Annotated in this window: 17 protein-coding genes; 12 read left to right on the forward strand and 5 right to left on the reverse strand. The window is 42.4% G+C overall.

Annotated features, from left to right (window positions below):
- The first annotated feature begins 10 nt into the window (after positions 1–10).
- On the forward strand, positions 11–562 hold the full coding sequence (locus OCV27_RS03000; RefSeq protein WP_125322606.1) for an outer membrane beta-barrel protein: 552 nt from the start codon (positions 11–13) through the stop codon (positions 560–562).
- Positions 563–592: 30 nt separating this feature from the next.
- Here the strand turns inward: OCV27_RS03000 and OCV27_RS03005 are convergent, their stop codons facing one another.
- Positions 593–1,147, reverse strand: a complete 555-nt coding sequence (locus OCV27_RS03005) for a gamma-glutamylcyclotransferase family protein (protein ID WP_125322605.1) — start codon at positions 1,145–1,147, stop codon at positions 593–595.
- Positions 1,148–1,480: 333 nt separating this feature from the next.
- Here OCV27_RS03005 and OCV27_RS03010 point away from each other — a divergent pair, with 333 nt between their 5' ends.
- A complete protein-coding gene (locus tag OCV27_RS03010) occupies positions 1,481–2,665 on the forward strand; it encodes an NnrS family protein (protein WP_125322604.1) in 1,185 nt (394 codons plus the stop codon).
- A gap of 85 nt (positions 2,666–2,750) precedes the next feature.
- On the opposite strand, the gene dapD is transcribed toward OCV27_RS03010, so the two are convergent.
- Both dapD and OCV27_RS03020 read right to left on the reverse strand, forming a co-directional pair.
- Positions 2,751–3,782: a 2,3,4,5-tetrahydropyridine-2,6-dicarboxylate N-succinyltransferase gene (gene dapD / locus OCV27_RS03015; RefSeq protein ID WP_125322603.1), complete on the reverse strand. Its 1,032-nt coding sequence runs from the start codon at positions 3,780–3,782 to the stop codon at positions 2,751–2,753.
- A gap of 297 nt (positions 3,783–4,079) precedes the next feature.
- The gene (locus OCV27_RS03020) at positions 4,080–4,688 is read right to left on the reverse strand and encodes a peroxiredoxin (protein ID WP_171359562.1); all 609 of its coding nucleotides are present in this window, start codon (positions 4,686–4,688) and stop codon (positions 4,080–4,082) included.
- 198 nt (positions 4,689–4,886) lie between these two features.
- On the opposite strand from OCV27_RS03020, the gene OCV27_RS03025 reads away from it, so the two are divergent.
- From OCV27_RS03025 to aceA, 3 genes are all read left to right on the forward strand, one after another.
- A complete protein-coding gene (locus OCV27_RS03025) occupies positions 4,887–5,792 on the forward strand; it encodes a hydrogen peroxide-inducible genes activator (RefSeq protein WP_337969366.1) in 906 nt (301 codons plus the stop codon).
- A gap of 620 nt (positions 5,793–6,412) precedes the next feature.
- The gene (aceB, locus tag OCV27_RS03030; protein ID WP_125320060.1) at positions 6,413–8,059 is read left to right on the forward strand and encodes a malate synthase A; all 1,647 of its coding nucleotides are present in this window, start codon (positions 6,413–6,415) and stop codon (positions 8,057–8,059) included.
- A gap of 111 nt (positions 8,060–8,170) precedes the next feature.
- Entirely contained in the window at positions 8,171–9,484 is a 1,314-nt protein-coding gene (gene aceA / locus OCV27_RS03035) for an isocitrate lyase (RefSeq protein ID WP_125320059.1), read from the forward strand.
- 86 nt (positions 9,485–9,570) lie between these two features.
- Here the strand turns inward: aceA and OCV27_RS03040 are convergent, their stop codons facing one another.
- Complete coding sequence (locus tag OCV27_RS03040; protein WP_125320058.1) at positions 9,571–10,011, reverse strand: CBS domain-containing protein; 441 nt, start codon at positions 10,009–10,011, stop codon at positions 9,571–9,573.
- A 303-nt stretch (positions 10,012–10,314) separates the two neighbouring features.
- Between OCV27_RS03040 and queA the strand changes: the two genes are divergently transcribed.
- The 7 genes from queA to mepA all read left to right on the forward strand — a co-directional run bounded on the left by queA (position 10,315) and on the right by mepA (position 17,338).
- Positions 10,315–11,373: a tRNA preQ1(34) S-adenosylmethionine ribosyltransferase-isomerase QueA gene (gene queA, locus OCV27_RS03045; RefSeq protein ID WP_125320057.1), complete on the forward strand. Its 1,059-nt coding sequence runs from the start codon at positions 10,315–10,317 to the stop codon at positions 11,371–11,373.
- Between the two features lie 134 nt (positions 11,374–11,507).
- Complete coding sequence (tgt, locus tag OCV27_RS03050) at positions 11,508–12,644, forward strand: tRNA guanosine(34) transglycosylase Tgt (protein ID WP_185759734.1); 1,137 nt, start codon at positions 11,508–11,510, stop codon at positions 12,642–12,644.
- Positions 12,645–12,807: 163 nt separating this feature from the next.
- Complete coding sequence (yajC, locus tag OCV27_RS03055; protein WP_125320055.1) at positions 12,808–13,131, forward strand: preprotein translocase subunit YajC; 324 nt, start codon at positions 12,808–12,810, stop codon at positions 13,129–13,131.
- 20 nt (positions 13,132–13,151) lie between these two features.
- On the forward strand, positions 13,152–15,008 hold the full coding sequence (gene secD / locus OCV27_RS03060) for a protein translocase subunit SecD (protein WP_125320054.1): 1,857 nt from the start codon (positions 13,152–13,154) through the stop codon (positions 15,006–15,008).
- Between the two features lie 14 nt (positions 15,009–15,022).
- Positions 15,023–15,973 (forward strand): protein translocase subunit SecF, encoded by a 951-nt coding sequence (gene secF / locus OCV27_RS03065; protein ID WP_125320053.1) that lies wholly within the window; start codon positions 15,023–15,025, stop codon positions 15,971–15,973.
- Positions 15,974–16,092: 119 nt separating this feature from the next.
- The gene (locus OCV27_RS03070; RefSeq protein WP_125320052.1) at positions 16,093–16,425 is read left to right on the forward strand and encodes a DUF1904 domain-containing protein; all 333 of its coding nucleotides are present in this window, start codon (positions 16,093–16,095) and stop codon (positions 16,423–16,425) included.
- Positions 16,426–16,501: 76 nt separating this feature from the next.
- Positions 16,502–17,338: a penicillin-insensitive murein endopeptidase gene (mepA, locus tag OCV27_RS03075; RefSeq protein ID WP_125320051.1), complete on the forward strand. Its 837-nt coding sequence runs from the start codon at positions 16,502–16,504 to the stop codon at positions 17,336–17,338.
- Positions 17,339–17,389: 51 nt separating this feature from the next.
- On the opposite strand, the gene OCV27_RS03080 is transcribed toward mepA, so the two are convergent.
- Positions 17,390–17,644: a YfhL family 4Fe-4S dicluster ferredoxin gene (locus OCV27_RS03080; RefSeq protein ID WP_125320050.1), complete on the reverse strand. Its 255-nt coding sequence runs from the start codon at positions 17,642–17,644 to the stop codon at positions 17,390–17,392.
- Between the last annotated feature and the right edge of the window lie 2 nt (positions 17,645–17,646).

Consider the following 17,646-nt stretch of genomic DNA (forward strand, 5'->3'; position numbering starts at 1 on the left):
GGTGATAAAAATGAAAAAAGCAGTCTTAGCCGCACTTGTCGCCGCGGCTTCGTTTCAAGCAGTGGGCTCAGAATATGTAAATGATGGTTGGTATATTGGCGCCGATGTAATGTCAACGAATTTTACTGCGGATGGTACGGATGCAGATAAAACTGAAGCTGGATTTTCTTTAAATGCGGGTTATAGCTTTGAGCTACATGAAAACTTTATAGTTGGGGTGGAAGCTGATTTAGCTCATTATGGTGAGATTGATTACGGGCAGAATATAGAAGAGGATTTTGCTTCGGTAGGCGTTAATATCAAGCCTAAGTATTTTTTCGGAAGTACCGACTTTTACTTAGGTGCTCACTTGGGGTTGGGATATTTTTTATATAACCGCGATGAGCCAAATGAGACATACAACACCAAGACAGATACCACGCTGACTTATGGTATTGAAACAGGCTATGCACTAAATCAAAACTGGCTGCTTAATCTTGGTTATCGTAAAGCGTCACCTGAGTTTGATGATGCAAAGGTAGATTTAGACACTATTTACGGCGGAATCGAATATAAATTCTAAGCCTCACGATATTTTACAAACCAAGGGAGCTTAGGCTCCCTTTAATAGTTTATCTATCAAGCAATAATGATGTTGCTGCACGCCGGCCAAATGGGCATATTGTGGCGTATGGCGATCGTTTTGACGTGGACAGTGCCAACCTAAGGTATGTTCTATAAATTGCTTGGCAAAAGACTCTGAAATATCTAGGCAGCCAGCGAGTACGGTATCTACATAGCTTTGCATGATAGGGACTTGCTCACAGGGCTGCTTGGCGTCATTATTAATATATAACCAGATATGATCATTTGCGGTGAGCGAATGAGTGGCATCAATCTCATACAGGGATACTTGAACGCGCTGGTAACTGCGTTCTCTGGCATCAAACTCTGGCAGTTCACTTTGCTCAATTTCAATTAACACCCCGTTGACCAGCCCTTGCCCCTTTTGTACCACCAAAGGTGACAAAGTATAGCTTGTATCCAGCTTTCCCCATATGCGTTTGAACCCGTGAATAACGGCAGGGTGAGCAGGGCCTGTTTGACCTGTCAATTGCCTTGATGCTGAGTTAATTAAGCTGCCATAACCAAATATATAAGTCGTCACGTTCCTTCCTTTTTTTATCAACTCAACCCTTTTCTATCAATTTGGCCCTTTTCTTTTAACTTAATTGAGAGGCTAAACATCAAAGATAACAGCTTTGTTTGCTCCGTACTTATTTTAGTGCATTTATACAATGGTTTTCTTGATGATTTATTTAATTATTCTGTGTTTATTATGAATCCATAGTGTCATTGTGACTCTTTATTGCTTGGGTGTAAATGACATGAAAAAGTATGAGTACATAGATGAAATAAGGCTTTATAGGTTTGGAATAAATATTGCTCTGGGTACTGTTGTTAGTTGGTCTAGTAATCAGTTTTTGGAAGAGGATATGCGGTGATCAATATCAGTGATAAAAAAATAGAAGATGCCATTGTGCCCATTTTTCGTCTTGGCTTTCGGCCCTTTTTCCTTCTTGGCGCCAGCTATGCAGCGATTGCTATTGCACTTTGGGTGTGGATGTTTCAAGCAGGCCAGTCTGATAGCTTACAAGTCCCCGCTCTATGGTGGCATGTACATGAGATGCTGTTTGGTTTTTCTATGGCCATTGTTGTGGGTTTTGTCTTGACAGCGGTACAGAACTGGACAGGAATAAATGGTACCAAAAGTTATAGGCTGGCGCTGCTGGTCAGTTTATGGGTCATTCCTAGAGTGTTGTTCTGGACCGAATCGCCAGTGTGGCTTATAGCAACTATAGAGACCTTATTTATTGCTCTAGCGGCATATGAGACAGGATTTCGAGTGCTAAAAGCCAAAGGTTGGCGCAACGCATTCTTTATTCCTTTATTTGTATTGGCTATATTTGCAAACTTAGCCAGTTATTCATCACTACAAGGTATAGTTCCTTTCTCTTCTGCTGCTGTATGGCAGGCGATGTTATGGTGGTTTACTCTTTTACTCTCAGTCATGGGAGCGAGAGTTATCCCATTTTTTACCGCTCGTCGGTTAAATTTTCAAAAGCCTCAATCTATAGCTTGGCTTGAGTGGCTAGCTATTTTGCCTTTGATTACATTGTTTGTTATTAGTTTTTCTCCGTCAATATTGACTCAATTTGGCCAATTTCTGCTGTTGTTATCTGGACTGGCGCATTTGATTATAGTGATGAGATGGAAGCCTTGGCGAACCTACCAAGAGCCTTTACTATGGTCGCTACATTTGGCTTATTTATGTATACCGATTAGCCTGTTATTACGCGCAGGGTTAAGTAATGCGTTTGCAGCTCACACTATGCTGCATTTATTTGCGATTGGTGCGCTTGGTGGGTTAGTTCTCGCGATGATCACCCGTGTGACTATGGGACATACAGGGTACTCTATTTATCAAGGCCCTAATATGGCAATCTCTTTTGCTATGCTAATGACAGCGGCTTTAATACGTAGTGTTGGAGTGGCGTTCTGGCCTGAGCAAATAATCTTGCTGGTCAACATCAGCGGTTTACTATGGTTTTTGGCATTTACTTTATATGTACTTAAGTTTGGTTTTATGTTGCTTAAACCTAGAATTGATGGGCATCCTGGGTAATGCATTCAAGGTATGATTATTCATCTCAAATAAAAAAGCTGATGGTTCTACATCAGCTTTTATCGTTGTTAGCATTAGCTAAAACTTAATTGTTGCTATGTAGCTCAGAGTTGAGCTCCACTGCCGTTTTGTTCGCTAGACATTCAATCTGCCCCGTGACTGAGTTACGGCGAAAGAGTAAGTCGGATACGCCTGCAAGCTCGCGTGCTTTGATTGTCTCTACTTCATTGCCTTGTGAATCGAGCATGAGAACTTTAGCACCAGCTGTAACATACAAACCAGACTCGACTGTACAACGATCGCCTAGTGGGAAACCTAGCCCTGCGTTAGCACCGAGTAGTGAACTTTCGCCGATAGATACTACCACTGAGCCGCCGCCAGAGAGTGTGCCCATAATTGAGGCACCGCCACCAATATCAGAACCATTGCCAACCACGACACCGGCAGAAATGCGACCTTCAACCATGCTTACGCCAGTTGTTCCTGCATTGAAATTGATGAACCCTTCGTGCATAACCGTTGTGCCTTCACCCACATGTGCACCAAGGCGAACGCGCGCTGTATCGGCAATACGCACACCTTCCGGTACTATGTAATCAACCATTTTGGGGAATTTATCAACACAATTAACAGACAAGTGGCGTCCTGCTAAGCGAGCTTCAATTTGACGTTCAGCAAGTTCAGGAAGATCAATTGGCCCCTCGTTTGTCCATGCTATGTTGTGCAGTAGGCCAAAAATGCCATCGAGGACAGTACCATGAGGTAGTACAAGACGGTTAGAGATAAGCTGCAATTTAAGGAAGCCTTCAGCAACAGATGATGGCTTTTCGTCATTGGCAAGAATAACAAGTACCAGAGATTGGTTAGATTCGGCTGCTTTTGCTGCAAACGCTGCGTGGTTTGTATCGCCGTTATTCTCGAATGCTCTGGCAAGTTGTGCACTTTGATTGGCAGATATTTCTATAGCTTGATTACCTTGCTGATAACCAGTGATTTCAGCCAGTGAATCAACAAGAGCATCGATTGGCGCTAGGGTTGGGTGAGGGAAAAAGGCTTCAATAATTTTTCCATCACGGTTTTTTGTTGCCGTGCCAAAAGCGAGAGAAAAGTAGGCCATGTGTTGAATCTCCATTGGGTCATCGTTGGTGAAGAAAAACAATCTTTCCTTCTTAAGCGGTATTGAGCTTATCATAAGGAGAGTATTTTTGACTTTAAAGTACCAAGTTAGATAAAGTCTTTAGGTCGATACTTTTTGTCTTTTTACCAATACCATGTCTTTTTATATATACCGCTTTGCTCAATATTATTAGGTTAGAAATCATATAAAAAGAGTCCAAACAATGTTTGGACTCTTTAGGATAGTATTCTTTGCACCGATTTAGGCCATCTGTTTATATAGCCGGTATCAAAACTATTACTTGCTTAGATCGCTAGCGTGCTCAGATAAGAATGCTGCAACACCTTTTGGCGATGCATCCATACCAGCTTTACCTTCTTCCCATTGTGCAGGGCATACTTCACCGTGCTTTTGGTGGAAGTTTAGAGCGTCAACCATGCGTAGCATTTCGTCAATGTTACGGCCTAGCGGTAGATCGTTAACCACTTGGTGACGAACAACGCCTTCTTCGTCAATTAGGAAAGAACCACGGAATGCAACGCCTGCTTCTGGATGCTCAACATCGTAAGCTTTACAGATTTCGTGTTTCACATCTGCAACTAGTGGGTATTTAACTTCACCAATGCCACCATCTTCGATAGCAGTGTTACGCCATGCGTTGTGAGAGAACTGAGAGTCAATAGAAATACCGATTACTTCAGCGCCTTTAGCTTGGAAATCAGCAAGACGGTTGTCGAATGCGATAAGCTCTGACGGGCAAACGAACGTGAAATCTAGTGGGTAGAAGAAAACAACCGCTTTCTTACCTTTAGTGAATTCTGCAAAGTTGAAGTTATCAACGATTTCACCGTTACCTAGAACAGCTGCCGCAGTAAAGTCAGGGGCTTGACGACCTACTAGTACCATTTTTTTGCTCCTAAAAAGTATGGTTAGTGCCAAACCATGTTGAGTAATTTTGGTTTGGTCCGTGTTTGTGCGAGACAAACTATAGTACAGATTGTAGTATTGAAAAAAGCGAAATAAATAGATTAAGTTAATCGATAAAATCGATAGGTTGAAATCTATACGCTGCTCACTAGATAGAGATATTTTAAAAATATAATTATGATTAAATGGCCTAATCTCAAACAATTACATTACTTGATCACCTTGCATGAAACTCGCCACTTTAGTGAGGCAGCAAAAAAGTGCTTTGTCAGTCAATCAACTCTGAGTAAAGGCATTCAAAACCTTGAAGAGCTGATCGGTTGCCCGCTTTATGAAAAGAAAGATAAGAAGGGGCCGCTTGTTTTTACCTTGGCTGGTAAGCAAGTGGTTAAGCAAGGTCGCGAACTATTGGCCAAGGGGCAAGATTTGGTTGAACTTGGCCGTATTTGTCAGGGTGATGAGATGCAGGGACAACTGCGAGTAGGTTGTATCCCAACCATAGCACCATTTTTACTATGTGATTTGGTGCAAGAAGTGAATCGAAGTTTTCCTATGCTCAATTTACTCCTTCGAGAAGATACAACAAACAATTTACTTGCGGCGCTGCGCCATGGTGAATTGGATGTGTTAATCCTTGCTTTACCTGTTGATATAGGTGGGATGGAAAGCAAAATTGTGGGTAGTGATCCATTTAAAATGATTATTAGCCGTCATCAGGCCAATGCAATACGTACTCCTATTAAGTATGATGACTTACCCGATGAATCTGTTTTTCTGCTTGAGAAAGAGCACTGCCTTACCGAGCATGCTGTGTCAGCTTGTCAGCTAACAAGTAAAGAAAAGATCAATCCTTTCTCCGCAACAAGTCTACATACTCTTGTTCAAATGGTTGCTAATGGGATGGGCACTACTTTTATTCCCCAGATGGCAATCGATCATGGACTAATTGAGAATCAAAACCTCGTTGTTGTCGAACCGCCAGAGCAGCAAGCTCACCGACATATTGGTTTGGTCTGGAGACCCAGCTCTTCAAGAGTCAACACCTTCAATCAGCTAGCACAAGTCGTTTCTGATCTATTTTAAGTGTAGTGATTATGATCTATTCTCTATTGTAACCAGTTTTACTCACTGGTTTGTCTTCCTTTAATGGTTTTTTATTCTATTAGTGAACTTTGACTTGTAAAATTTCACAGCCATCTCTTGGCGAAGGTTTCATTAAATAGTGAAACTTCACAGTGTCAATTTTACAATCCCTTTCATCTTGTTTGTTTGAAGTGACTATATCCGCTGTGCTTATACATCAGAGTATAACGCCTAACTGCTTGTTGAAAAAAATTAAACGCTTGTTTGAAAACTCTTCAGGTTGATTGTTGTTGGTAATTTATTTACGAAATTAAATTTCAACAACAATGAAAAATCAATAACTTAAAGTCAAAAAGATAAAATATTGAATTTTGTTTTTTACGCTCTTAAAGACTTTTTATTTAATCTTTGCTGTTATAGTTTAATTAAAGTTTTAGGACGACTTAATACTACCTAGTGACCAAGTGTTATCTATGTTTAGAGTTAATCTTAGCCCAACGCAGGGTATAGATAATACCGTGGCTTTGTTGTTTTATAGTTACATATGTAATTTTTATTGACTGGCTTTGTATGAGTTACAAGCGCCATACTTGGATTGTTAACCAAGGAAGGTAAAGGAAATGCTTTTGAATACTTCACCTGAAGAAAATACAGTTAAGCAAGCACAAGGAAAAGGTTTGAATAAAGGCGGCTTAGAGATAACCACTGACCTATCACTAGAGCATCAAGCGATTTTTTCTGATGGGTGTCAGAGCTTTTTGTCTCTCTTATGTGAGAAATTTGCTGGTCAAAATCAAGTATTATTGACCGCCCGTGAAGAATATCAGGCTTGCATTGATGCTGGATCTTTACCTGACTTCGATCCGGATACCCAAGAAATCAGAGACAGTGATTGGAAGGTTGGTGAAATTCCCAACGATCTTCAGGATCGCCGTGTTGAAATAACTGGGCCAACAGATCGTAAAATGGTTATAAACGCACTTAATGCCAATGTAAAAGTGTTTATGGCAGACTTCGAAGATTCAATGTCCCCAGATTGGCAGCAGTTGCTTGATGGACAGGTAAATTTGCGTGATGCAGTTAATGGTACGATTTCCTACACCAATCCAGAAACGGGTAAAAAATACCGGTTAGCAAGTGATCCTGCGGTGCTGATTTGTCGAGTAAGAGGCATCCACCTTAAAGAAAAACATGTTACTTTTAATGGCAAACCTATCCCCGGCTCTTTATTCGACTTTGCGCTTTATTTCCATAATAACTATCAGACACTTATAAACAACGGTAGTGGCCCTTATTTCTATCTTCCTAAGCTTCAATCTTACCAAGAAGCTCAGTGGTGGAGCCAAATCTTCCACTTTACAGAACAGTATTATGGTTTAGATATTGGTACGATTAAAGCGACAGTTCTTATCGAAACAATTCCAGCCGTGTTTGTCATGGATGAAATTTTGTTTGCGCTTAAAGAGCATATTGTTGGCCTCAATTGTGGCCGTTGGGATTACATATTTAGTTATATCAAAACGCTAAAAAATCATCCTGATTGTGTCTTACCTGACCGGCAGACTGTCACTATGGAACAGCCCTTTCTAAACGCTTATTCGCGCTTACTTATTCGCACTTGTCACCTTCGAGGTGCATTTGCTATGGGAGGAATGGCGGCGTTTATTCCCGCCAAGGATCCTGAGCAAAATCAGAAAGTGCTCGATAAAATCCAAACAGATAAATCACTTGAAGCTCGAAATGGCCACGATGGAACTTGGGTGGCTCACCCCGGATTAGCAGAAACAGCCATGAAGATCTTTAGCCATGTTTTGGATGAAAGGAATAATCAACTTGATGTGACTCGCTCCGATGATTTACCTATTTCAGCTCAAGAGCTACTCAAGCCTTGCCAAGGTGAGAGAACCGAGCAAGGAATGCGTCATAATATTCGAGTCGCTTTGCAGTATATCGAAGCTTGGATTTCGGGTAATGGATGTGTGCCTATATATGGGCTGATGGAAGATGCGGCAACAGCTGAGATTTCAAGAGCATCTATTTGGCAATGGATCAAGCATGGTAAAACTTTAGATAACGGCCAAGTGGTAACGAAAGCACTGTTTGAGCGCTATTTAAGTGAAGAAATCAATGTAGTTAAAGCAGAACTTGGTGATAAGCGTTATCAGTCTGGTCGTTTTTCGGAAGCGGCTGATTTAATGACAAAGCTTACGACCAGTGATGAGTTGAGTGACTTTCTCACTATACCAGGTTACGACTATCTCGATTAAATACGACCAACTTAGGTTAATCACCAACAACGTCAATATTCAGCAGTGGAAAAAGGAAGTACCACTGAAATAACACTATTTATATTCGTTCATCAATAGAAGGAAATAACGATGACAAACTTAACTCGCCGCCAGCAAATTGAAGCACTTGAAAAAGACTGGGCAACTAATCCGCGTTGGAAAAATGTAAAACGTCCTTATAGCGCCGAAGAAGTGGTGACTTTACGCGGCTCTATAGTTCCTGAAAATACTATCGCCCAGCGTGGTGCTGACAAACTCTGGTCTTTGGTCAATGGTGATGCTAAGAAAGGTTATGTTAATTGTCTTGGAGCTTTGACAGGAGGCCAAGCCGTCCAGCAAGCAAAAGCAGGTATTGAAGCGATTTATTTGTCCGGTTGGCAGGTGGCGGCTGATAACAATAGTGCGTCGACTATGTACCCAGATCAATCCTTATATCCGGTAGACTCAGTACCTTCGGTGGTGAAAAGGATCAACAATTCATTTCGTCGCGCAGACCAAATCCAGTGGTCAAGCGGCAAATCATCAGCAGATGATGATGGTATTGATTATTTCCTCCCTATTGTTGCAGATGCTGAAGCGGGTTTTGGCGGCGTGCTCAACGCTTATGAGCTGATGAAATCCATGGTAGATGCTGGAGCGGCTGGTGTACATTTTGAAGACCAACTTGCTTCAGTGAAAAAGTGCGGTCACATGGGCGGTAAGGTTTTAGTGCCGACCCAAGAAGCAGTACAAAAACTGGTCGCTGCGCGCTTGGCAGCAGATGTTGCAGGTACGACTACCTTGGTTATAGCGCGTACAGATGCTAATGCCGCGGATCTTTTGACCTCTGATTGTGATTCGTATGATAAAGATTTCATTCAAGGTGAGCGCACTCAAGAAGGTTTTTATCGCGTGCGTGCTGGTATTGATCAAGCTATCTCCAGGGGCCTTGCTTATGCGCCTTATGCGGATCTTATTTGGTGTGAAACCGCCACGCCTTGTTTAGAAGAAGCGCGCAAGTTTGCTAAGGCGATTCATGCTCAGTATCCAGAACAGCTGTTGGCCTACAACTGCTCTCCTTCGTTTAACTGGGAGAAAAACCTTGATGCAGAGACGATTGCAAAGTTTCAGCAAGAGTTATCGGATATGGGCTATAAATACCAATTCATTACCTTAGCTGGGATTCACAATATGTGGTTTAACATGTTTGAACTCGCGCATGACTACGCGCAAGGCGAGGGGATGCGTCATTATGTTGAGAAAGTTCAGCGGCCCGAGTTTAAAGCTGCAGAAAAGGGATATACCTTTGTTGCGCATCAGCAAGAAGTTGGGACTGGCTACTTTGATAAAATGACTAACATTATTCAGGGAGGAAACTCCTCTGTGACAGCATTAACAGGCTCGACAGAAGAGGACCAGTTTTAGCTAATGCTCCCAGCGAGTCTAGCCTGATAGTCTTGGCTCGCTAGGGATCTTTTTATGACAGCCATATAACAAAAGGTAGGCATTCCTTAGTCTACTTCTTCTGGCTCCATTTCATCTTGTAGTTCCAGCAAGTTGATGGCGATAGCCACAAAGTCAGTATCGGTAATGATACCAACGAGTTGACCTTTTTCGACCACTGGTAGACAGCCCACTTTATGTTTTTGCATGTAGAGCGCACTTTCTTTTAATCCAGCTTGAGGGGACACCGTCATTAACCCAGTTTTCATGACTTCATAGAGCGGGATATTTAGGGTAAAGGATTGGTTTTCGGGTATGTTCTGTAGACTTGATTCTTGCGCGGCCAACACGTCACGTTGTGATACCACTCCCAGAAGCTGTTTATGAGCATCGACAATGGGAATATGGCGAATATCTAGTGCTTCCATGGTATGTTTTGCGTCAGCAAGTTGGTGGGAACGTAACAAAGTATGTGGGTTACGTGTCATCATATCTTCGACTTTTATCATGGTAGCCTCCTGAGTTATTGTTTGACCTTCTTACTATAGTAACTTTTGGCTCTGGAGTATGAGAGCTAACAAGATTTTTGTTTTTCTTTTGGCCTTAAAGATGTGGCAAATTGTGTACAGCGGATCAGGTGAAGTTTACGGCTGTTAATTAAATCAACATAGATTACAAATATTCACACCTGAATCCTTGCTATTGACTACGTCCAGCATATACTAGTCGGCTGCGAAAAACTCGTCGTCTGTTTGTGACAGAATCAGTTCGGCTTTGGTCACAATAAGAGAACATCGACAAAGATTAGTAAGATGCAAGTATCCGATTTCCATTTTGATTTACCTGATGAGCTAATTGCTCGTTACCCTCAGCCAGAGCGTACGGCCAGCCGATTATTACAGTTAGATGGTAATACTGGGCTGCTTTGTGATGGCATATTTACTGACGTTTTAGAACAAATTCAAGCTGGCGATTTAGTCGTATTCAATAACACGCGCGTTATACCTGCTCGTTTATTTGGCCGTAAGGAATCAGGCGGTAAGCTGGAAGTTTTGGTCGAGCGGATACTTGATGAGCAACGTATACTTGCCCATGTTCGCTGTTCTAAGTCTCCCAAGCCCGGTTCGACTATTATGCTTGGTGAAAGCGATGAGTATTCTGCAAAGATGCTTGCACGGCATGAAGCATTGTTTGAACTACAGTTTGAGTCGGACAAGGCGGTATTAGAAATCCTTGAGCATATTGGTCATATGCCTTTACCTCCTTATATTGACAGGCCTGATGAAGATTCGGATAAAGAACGTTACCAAACGGTTTACAACCAAAAACCAGGTGCTGTGGCTGCGCCAACAGCAGGGTTACATTTTGATGATGAATTACTGGATAGGATTCAAGCCAAAGGTGCGGAGTTAGCCTATGTCACACTGCATGTGGGCGCTGGAACCTTCCAGCCTGTTAAAGTCGATAATATTCATGATCACCATATGCATGCTGAATATGTTGAAGTTCCCCAGCAAGTGGTTGATGCGATTAATAAAACTAAGTCGCGTGGTGGTAAAATTATCGCTGTGGGTACGACATCAGTTCGTTCTTTAGAAAGTGCTGCTCAAGATGCGCTCAAAAAAGGTACTGAACTTGCTCCTTTTTTTGGTGATACGGAAATCTTTATCTACCCGGGTTATGAATATCAGTTGGTTGATTGTTTGATTACTAACTTTCATCTACCAGAGTCCACTTTGATTATGTTAGTCAGTGCGTTTGCGGGTTTTGAAAATACAATGAATGCGTATAGTTATGCTGTTGAGAAACAATATCGCTTTTTCTCCTATGGTGACTCTATGTTTATCAAAAAGAAAACAATTGAGCGTTAAAAAATTGAAGAGTGCTAGCTATGAGCTAGGAAACCAACTAGAGATTGGTTTGTTGCTAACCCAAGCGATCACTCCCATTGAGCGAAATGCTCGGCACTTTTCGTCAGGCTGTATCTCTGACAATTGGAGGCTTAGTGAAATTACAATTTGATTTGAAAAAGAAAGATGGCACAGCACGTCGAGGTCAATTGACCTTTGAGCGTGGAAGTGTCCAAACTCCGGCTTTTATGCCTGTCGGTACTTATGGCACGGTTAAAGGTATGACGCCTGAGGAAGTGAAAGATACCGGTGCTGAAATCCTGCTTGGTAATACCTTCCACCTTTGGCTCCGTCCAGGGCAAGAAGTCATGAAAATGCATGGTGATCTGCATGACTTTATGAATTGGCAGGGCCCCATCTTGACTGATTCAGGTGGTTTTCAGGTGTTTAGTTTGGGTGATATGCGCAAAATCACCGAACAAGGAGTACATTTCCGTAGCCCTGTTAACGGAGATAAGATTTTCATGGATGCTGAAAAATCGATGGAAATCCAGCAAGATCTAGGGTCTGATATTGTGATGATCTTTGATGAATGCACGCCATATCCTGCAACGCATGATGAGGCAAAGAAGTCGATGGAAATGTCTTTGCGTTGGGCGCAGCGTTCACGCGATCACTTTGATAAACTAGAAAACCCCAATAGTTTATTTGGTATTGTTCAGGGCGGTGTTTACGAAGATTTGCGCGATGTATCGGTGAAAGGTTTGACTGAGATAGGCTTTGATGGTTATGCCGTTGGTGGTCTAGCAGTAGGTGAGCCTAAAGAAGATATGCATCGTGTATTAGAACACACCTGCCCACAGCTTCCAGAAGATAAACCTCGTTATCTAATGGGAGTTGGAAAACCAGAAGACTTGGTTGAAGGTGTTCGCCGTGGTATTGATATGTTTGATTGTGTCATGCCAACCCGTAATGCCCGTAATGGACACTTATTTGTCACAGGTGGAGTGATCAAAATCCGCAATGCGAAGCATAAAACCGATACAACGCCACTCGATCCTGAATGTGACTGTTACACTTGTCAGAATTATTCGAAGGCGTATCTTCACCATTTGGATCGTTGTAATGAAATATTAGGTGCTCGCCTAAATACAATACATAACTTACGTTATTACCAGCGTGTAATGGAAGGGATCCGCAGTGCAATCGATGAAGACAGATTTTATGAATTCGTCCAAGAATTTTATGCTCGTCGTGATCGAGAAGTACCACCGTTGGCAAAAGAGCAATAAAAATTAGTGGCTTTTGGTATTTTGCCAAAGGCTTTTGTGGATTAAGTAGGCAAATTCAAGGTAATTTTGCGAGTCGGCTAGCTAATTGTTTAACTCGCCCTTGAAACCTTGAAACATAAGCCCAACTTGGATATTTAATAAAAGAAAATAGAGGACAATCTTAATGTTTACTAATGCTTATGCCGCAGATGGCGCACCCGCAGGCGGTGGTTTTGAAATGCTGATCATGCTTGGCATGTTCGCGGTTATTTTTTACTTCATGATTTACCGTCCACAATCAAAGCGTGTTAAAGAACATAAGAGTTTAATGGCATCTATGGGTAAAGGTGACGAAGTCCTCACTAGTGGTGGTTTAGTCGGTAAAATTACTAAAATTGCAGAAGATAATGACTACATTTCTGTTGAATTAAATGCCAACAACGAAATCGTTATTAAGAAAGATTTTGTGACAGCAGTGCTACCAAAAGGTACGCTTAAATCTCTATAAACAGCTAAAGGATCCTCGCTGTGCTTAACCGCTATCCATTATGGAAGTATTTGATGGTGGTGTTGACCATTGCCATTGCTGCTTTATATGCACTTCCCAATATCTATGGTGAAGATCCGGCAATTCAAATTACAGGGGCGCGAGGCGCCTCTGTTGATATGTCAACGCTGGACTCTATCACTCAAGTTCTTGATGAAAAGGGCTTATCTCAAAAATCCATTGCTTTAGAAGATGGATCCATTCTTGTTCGTTTTAATGATACTGATACTCAGCTTAGTGCTCGTGATGTTATTAACGAATCCTTGGGTAAAGATAAGATTGTTGCCTTAAACCTAGCTCCTGCGACACCTGATTGGCTTAATACTATTGGTGCTGCGCCGATGAAATTAGGTTTAGATCTCCGTGGCGGTGTTCATTTCCTGATGGAAGTGGATATGGAGGCAGCGATGGAAAAATTAGTCGGCCAACAGGAAGAAGCATTTCGTAGCGAGCTTCGTGAAGCCAAGATACGCTATCGAGCGATTCGCCCTTCAGATAAAGATTCTGTTGAAGTTTTACTTCGCAATGATGAACAGCTTGCTGATGCGAAACGTCTATTGACGCAAAACCACCCCGACATGACGTTTTTGGACTCAGATGCTGGTGGTCGTTTTACACTGACGGCGACGTTTACAGAGCCGCGTCTAGCTGAAATTCGAAACTATGCGGTGGAGCAGAACATTACCATTTTGCGCAATCGTGTCAATGAACTGGGTGTTGCTGAGCCTCTTGTTCAACGCCAGGGAGCGAGTCGGATTGTCGTTGAATTGCCGGGTGTTCAGGATACGGCTCGTGCAAAGGAAATTTTGGGGGCAACAGCTACTCTAGAATTTCGTGAAGTTGATGATAAAGCGGATTTATCAGCGGCAGCGAGTGGCAGGGCTCCAGCGGGTAGTGAAATCAAGCAAACTCGAGACGGCCGGCCTGTTGTCTTGAAAAAACGTGTGATTTTGGGCGGTTCGAGTATTACAGATGCCAGTTCAGGTGCTGATGAATACGGTCGCCCTCAGGTGAATATTTCACTTGATAGTGAGGGCGGCAGTAAAATGTCAGCGTTCTCAAAAAAGAACATTGGTAAGCTGATGGCGACGGTATTTGCTGAGTATAAAGACAGTGGTCGACGTACGCCTGAAGGCAAAGTGATTTTGAGTAAGCATGAAGAAGTCATCAACCAAGCAACGATTCAGTCTGCACTCGGGCGTAATTTCCGTATCACCGGAATAGACTCTGCCGCTGAAGCTCACAATCTCGCGTTATTACTTCGAGCTGGTGCTCTGATTGCACCGATTTCTATTGTCGAAGAGCGTACTATTGGTCCATCTATGGGCCAGCAGAATATAGACATGGGAGTGATGGCGTGTATCTGGGGTATGGTTGCTGTGATGCTATTTACTTTGCTTTATTATCGTAAGTTTGGCCTTATTGCCAACATGGCATTGATGGTAAACCTTGTGTTAATCATTGGTGTGATGTCGATGATACCTGGTGCAACTATGACCCTTCCTGGTATTGCTGGCATTGTACTGACTGTCGGTATGGCGGTAGATGCCAACGTTCTTATTTTTGAACGGATACGTGAAGAACTCCGTGATGGACGTAACCCTCAGCAAGCTATTCATCAGGGGTATGCAAATGCATTTAGTACCATCGCTGATGCGAATATTACTACTCTGATCACCGCTATTATTCTCTTTGCTGTTGGTACGGGTGCGATCAAAGGTTTTGCCGTCACACTGTCTATCGGTATTTTAACTTCTATGTTTACTGCCATCATAGGAACGCGCTGCGTTGTCAATTTGATGTATGGCGGAAAGCGTATCAATAAATTGTCGATCTAAGGCTGGATATAACTATGTTTCAGATTCTAAAAGTAGACAAAATGATCGACTTTATGCGTTGGTCTAAATTCGCTTTCCTTCTATCGATTCTTATGATTGGTGCGTCGATATTTACTTTATCAACTCAGTGGCTTAACTGGGGACTTGATTTCACCGGTGGTACTCTAATAGAAGTTGGCTTTGAACAGCCTGCAGATTTAGAGGAAATCCGCAGTGCTCTTGAGGCAAAAGGTTTTGGTGATGCAACGGTTCAGAACTTTGGTAGTTCACGTGACGTTCTGGTTCGTTTGCGTCCACGTGAAGGCGTCGCTGGAGAGACTCTTGGTAATGAAATTCTTAGCGCGATAAAAACCGGTACTGGTGAAAGCGTTGAAATGCGCCGCATTGAGTTTGTTGGGCCCAATGTTGGAGATGAGCTTACAGAAGCTGGTGGGCTTGCGATTATCGTTTCTCTGATTTGTATCTTGATTTACGTATCAGTACGATTTGAGTGGCGGCTTGCTGCTGGTGCTGTGCTTGCGCTTACACACGATGTGATTATTACTCTTGGGGTCTTCTCCTTGATGCAAATCGAAGTTGATTTGACAATAGTAGCGGCGCTCCTTACGGTTGTGGGTTATTCACTCAATGACACGATAGTCGTGTTTGACCGCATTCGAGAAAATTTCCGCAAGATGCGTAAAGGTGAACCCGCAGAAATTATGGATAGTTCCATTACTCAAACTTTAAGCCGTACTCTTATTACTTCCGGTACTACTTTGTTTGTAGTAATTGCCCTATTTGTTCAGGGCGGAGCGATGATTCATGGCTTTGCTACTGCTCTTTTATTGGGTATTACTGTTGGTACATACTCTTCAATCTACGTTGCATCTGCACTGGCTCTTAAACTCGGTATTACCAAAGAGCATCTCATGCCACCTCAGGTGGAAAAAGAAGGTGCTGAATTCGACGAAATACCTCAATAAAACACAAACCGCTGAACTCTCAGCGGTTTTTTCTTTCTGTTTTGTTTAAACGAGAAATAATCGAGATATTATTAATTAACTTGGTATTATGGCGAAAATGCAATTACAGGAAGACATTGATGCCACATTTACGTTTTCGTGCCATGGAACCACAGAGTATTCAAACCTTATCCAAATCTTTAATTGACGATCTACAACCATATATGGATTGCCCCAGAGAAGATTTTACGTTCGAGTATGTATACACAACGTTTTATCATGAAGGTCAAGTAAGCCAAGCATATCCATTTGTTGAAGTGTTATGGTTTGAACGAGGTCAAGAAACACAGGATGCTGTAGCCACTATTATTACTAAACAAATTCGTCATATTATTGCTGATGATGTCGATGTTGCGGTTATCTTTACTGCTCTTGATGCCACAGCCTACTATGATAATGGTGAGCACTATTAACTAACATGTGTTAAGCCTTCGACCCTAATGCCCTTAAAGGTAAGCACAGGTTGTGATTATCAAGGAGAGTGGGGAGATGGTATATAGCTTTGGATGGCGATCACCTGTAGCATTACTGCTGTTTTGTGTTCCTTGCTTGGCACTATCCAGCCCTTGGGAGCAGGTTAATGCTCCTTCAGAGCAGTCTTCTCAAGCAATCGGCAGTTATGCCAACGGATGTTTGGCTGGCGCCTCTCCATTGCCTTTAAAGGGGGTGGGGTACCAGGTGTTGAGAAGTCATCGTCAAAGATATTATGCTCACCCTAGTGCCGTCAGTTTTGTTCAGCGTTTTGGGAAACTTTCAGAGCAATACCTTAATACACACATTCTAGTGGGTGATCTATCCCTACCTCAGGGAGGACGCTTCTCTTCTGGGCATACGAGCCATCAAACAGGGTTAGATATTGATATTTGGCTCAGGCTTACTCGTGAAAGGCTTCCTGAAAAACAGCTCCGGACACCAGTGCCAATTAGTGTCGTCAATATAGAACAGTATCAGTTGTTAAAGGAAAATTGGGATGCCCGTCATTTTGAATTAATTAAAATGGCAGCTTATGACTCTGACGTTGAACGTATTTTTGTTCATCCTGTGATTAAAGAAAAGCTTTGTGCAGAAGAGGAGTTGGGGCGGCGTGAGTGGTTAAGAAAAGTCCGGCCTTGGTGGGGGCATCATTATCACATGCACGTTAGGTTGAAGTGCCCACAGGAAAATGTATCTTGTAAGCCTCAAGTTGCACCACCAGATGGCGATGGCTGCGGTGCTGAGTTAGTAAGCTGGCGGCCTCAACCTAAACCTCAAATGTCGAGGAAAGTGAATAAGAAAAAAAGCAAAGTGATACCTGTACAATGCCAACAAATGTTAGACAATATTTAGACAAAGATGCCGCTCTAATAAGCGGCATCTAATTGTTAAGTGCAACAGACCCTAAGCTAACCCTTGAATGATGACAAACTTTTCTAATAGTTGTTCGTCTGTCTCGATATTATCTGGGTCTGTTATGATGCACTTTGTTATTGGGCATACTGTTTGACAAGTTGGTTTTTCATAGTGACCTTTACATTCTGTACATAGATCAGGGTCGATCTCAAAGATAGAGTCACCCATACTAATCGCACCATTAGGACATTCTGGGTCACACATATCACAGTTAATGCATTTATCCGTGATCAACAATGCCATGG

Origin of the sequence: Vibrio pectenicida, assembly GCA_024347015.1 — a bacterium.
Classification (GTDB): domain Bacteria; phylum Pseudomonadota; class Gammaproteobacteria; order Enterobacterales; family Vibrionaceae; genus Vibrio; species Vibrio pectenicida.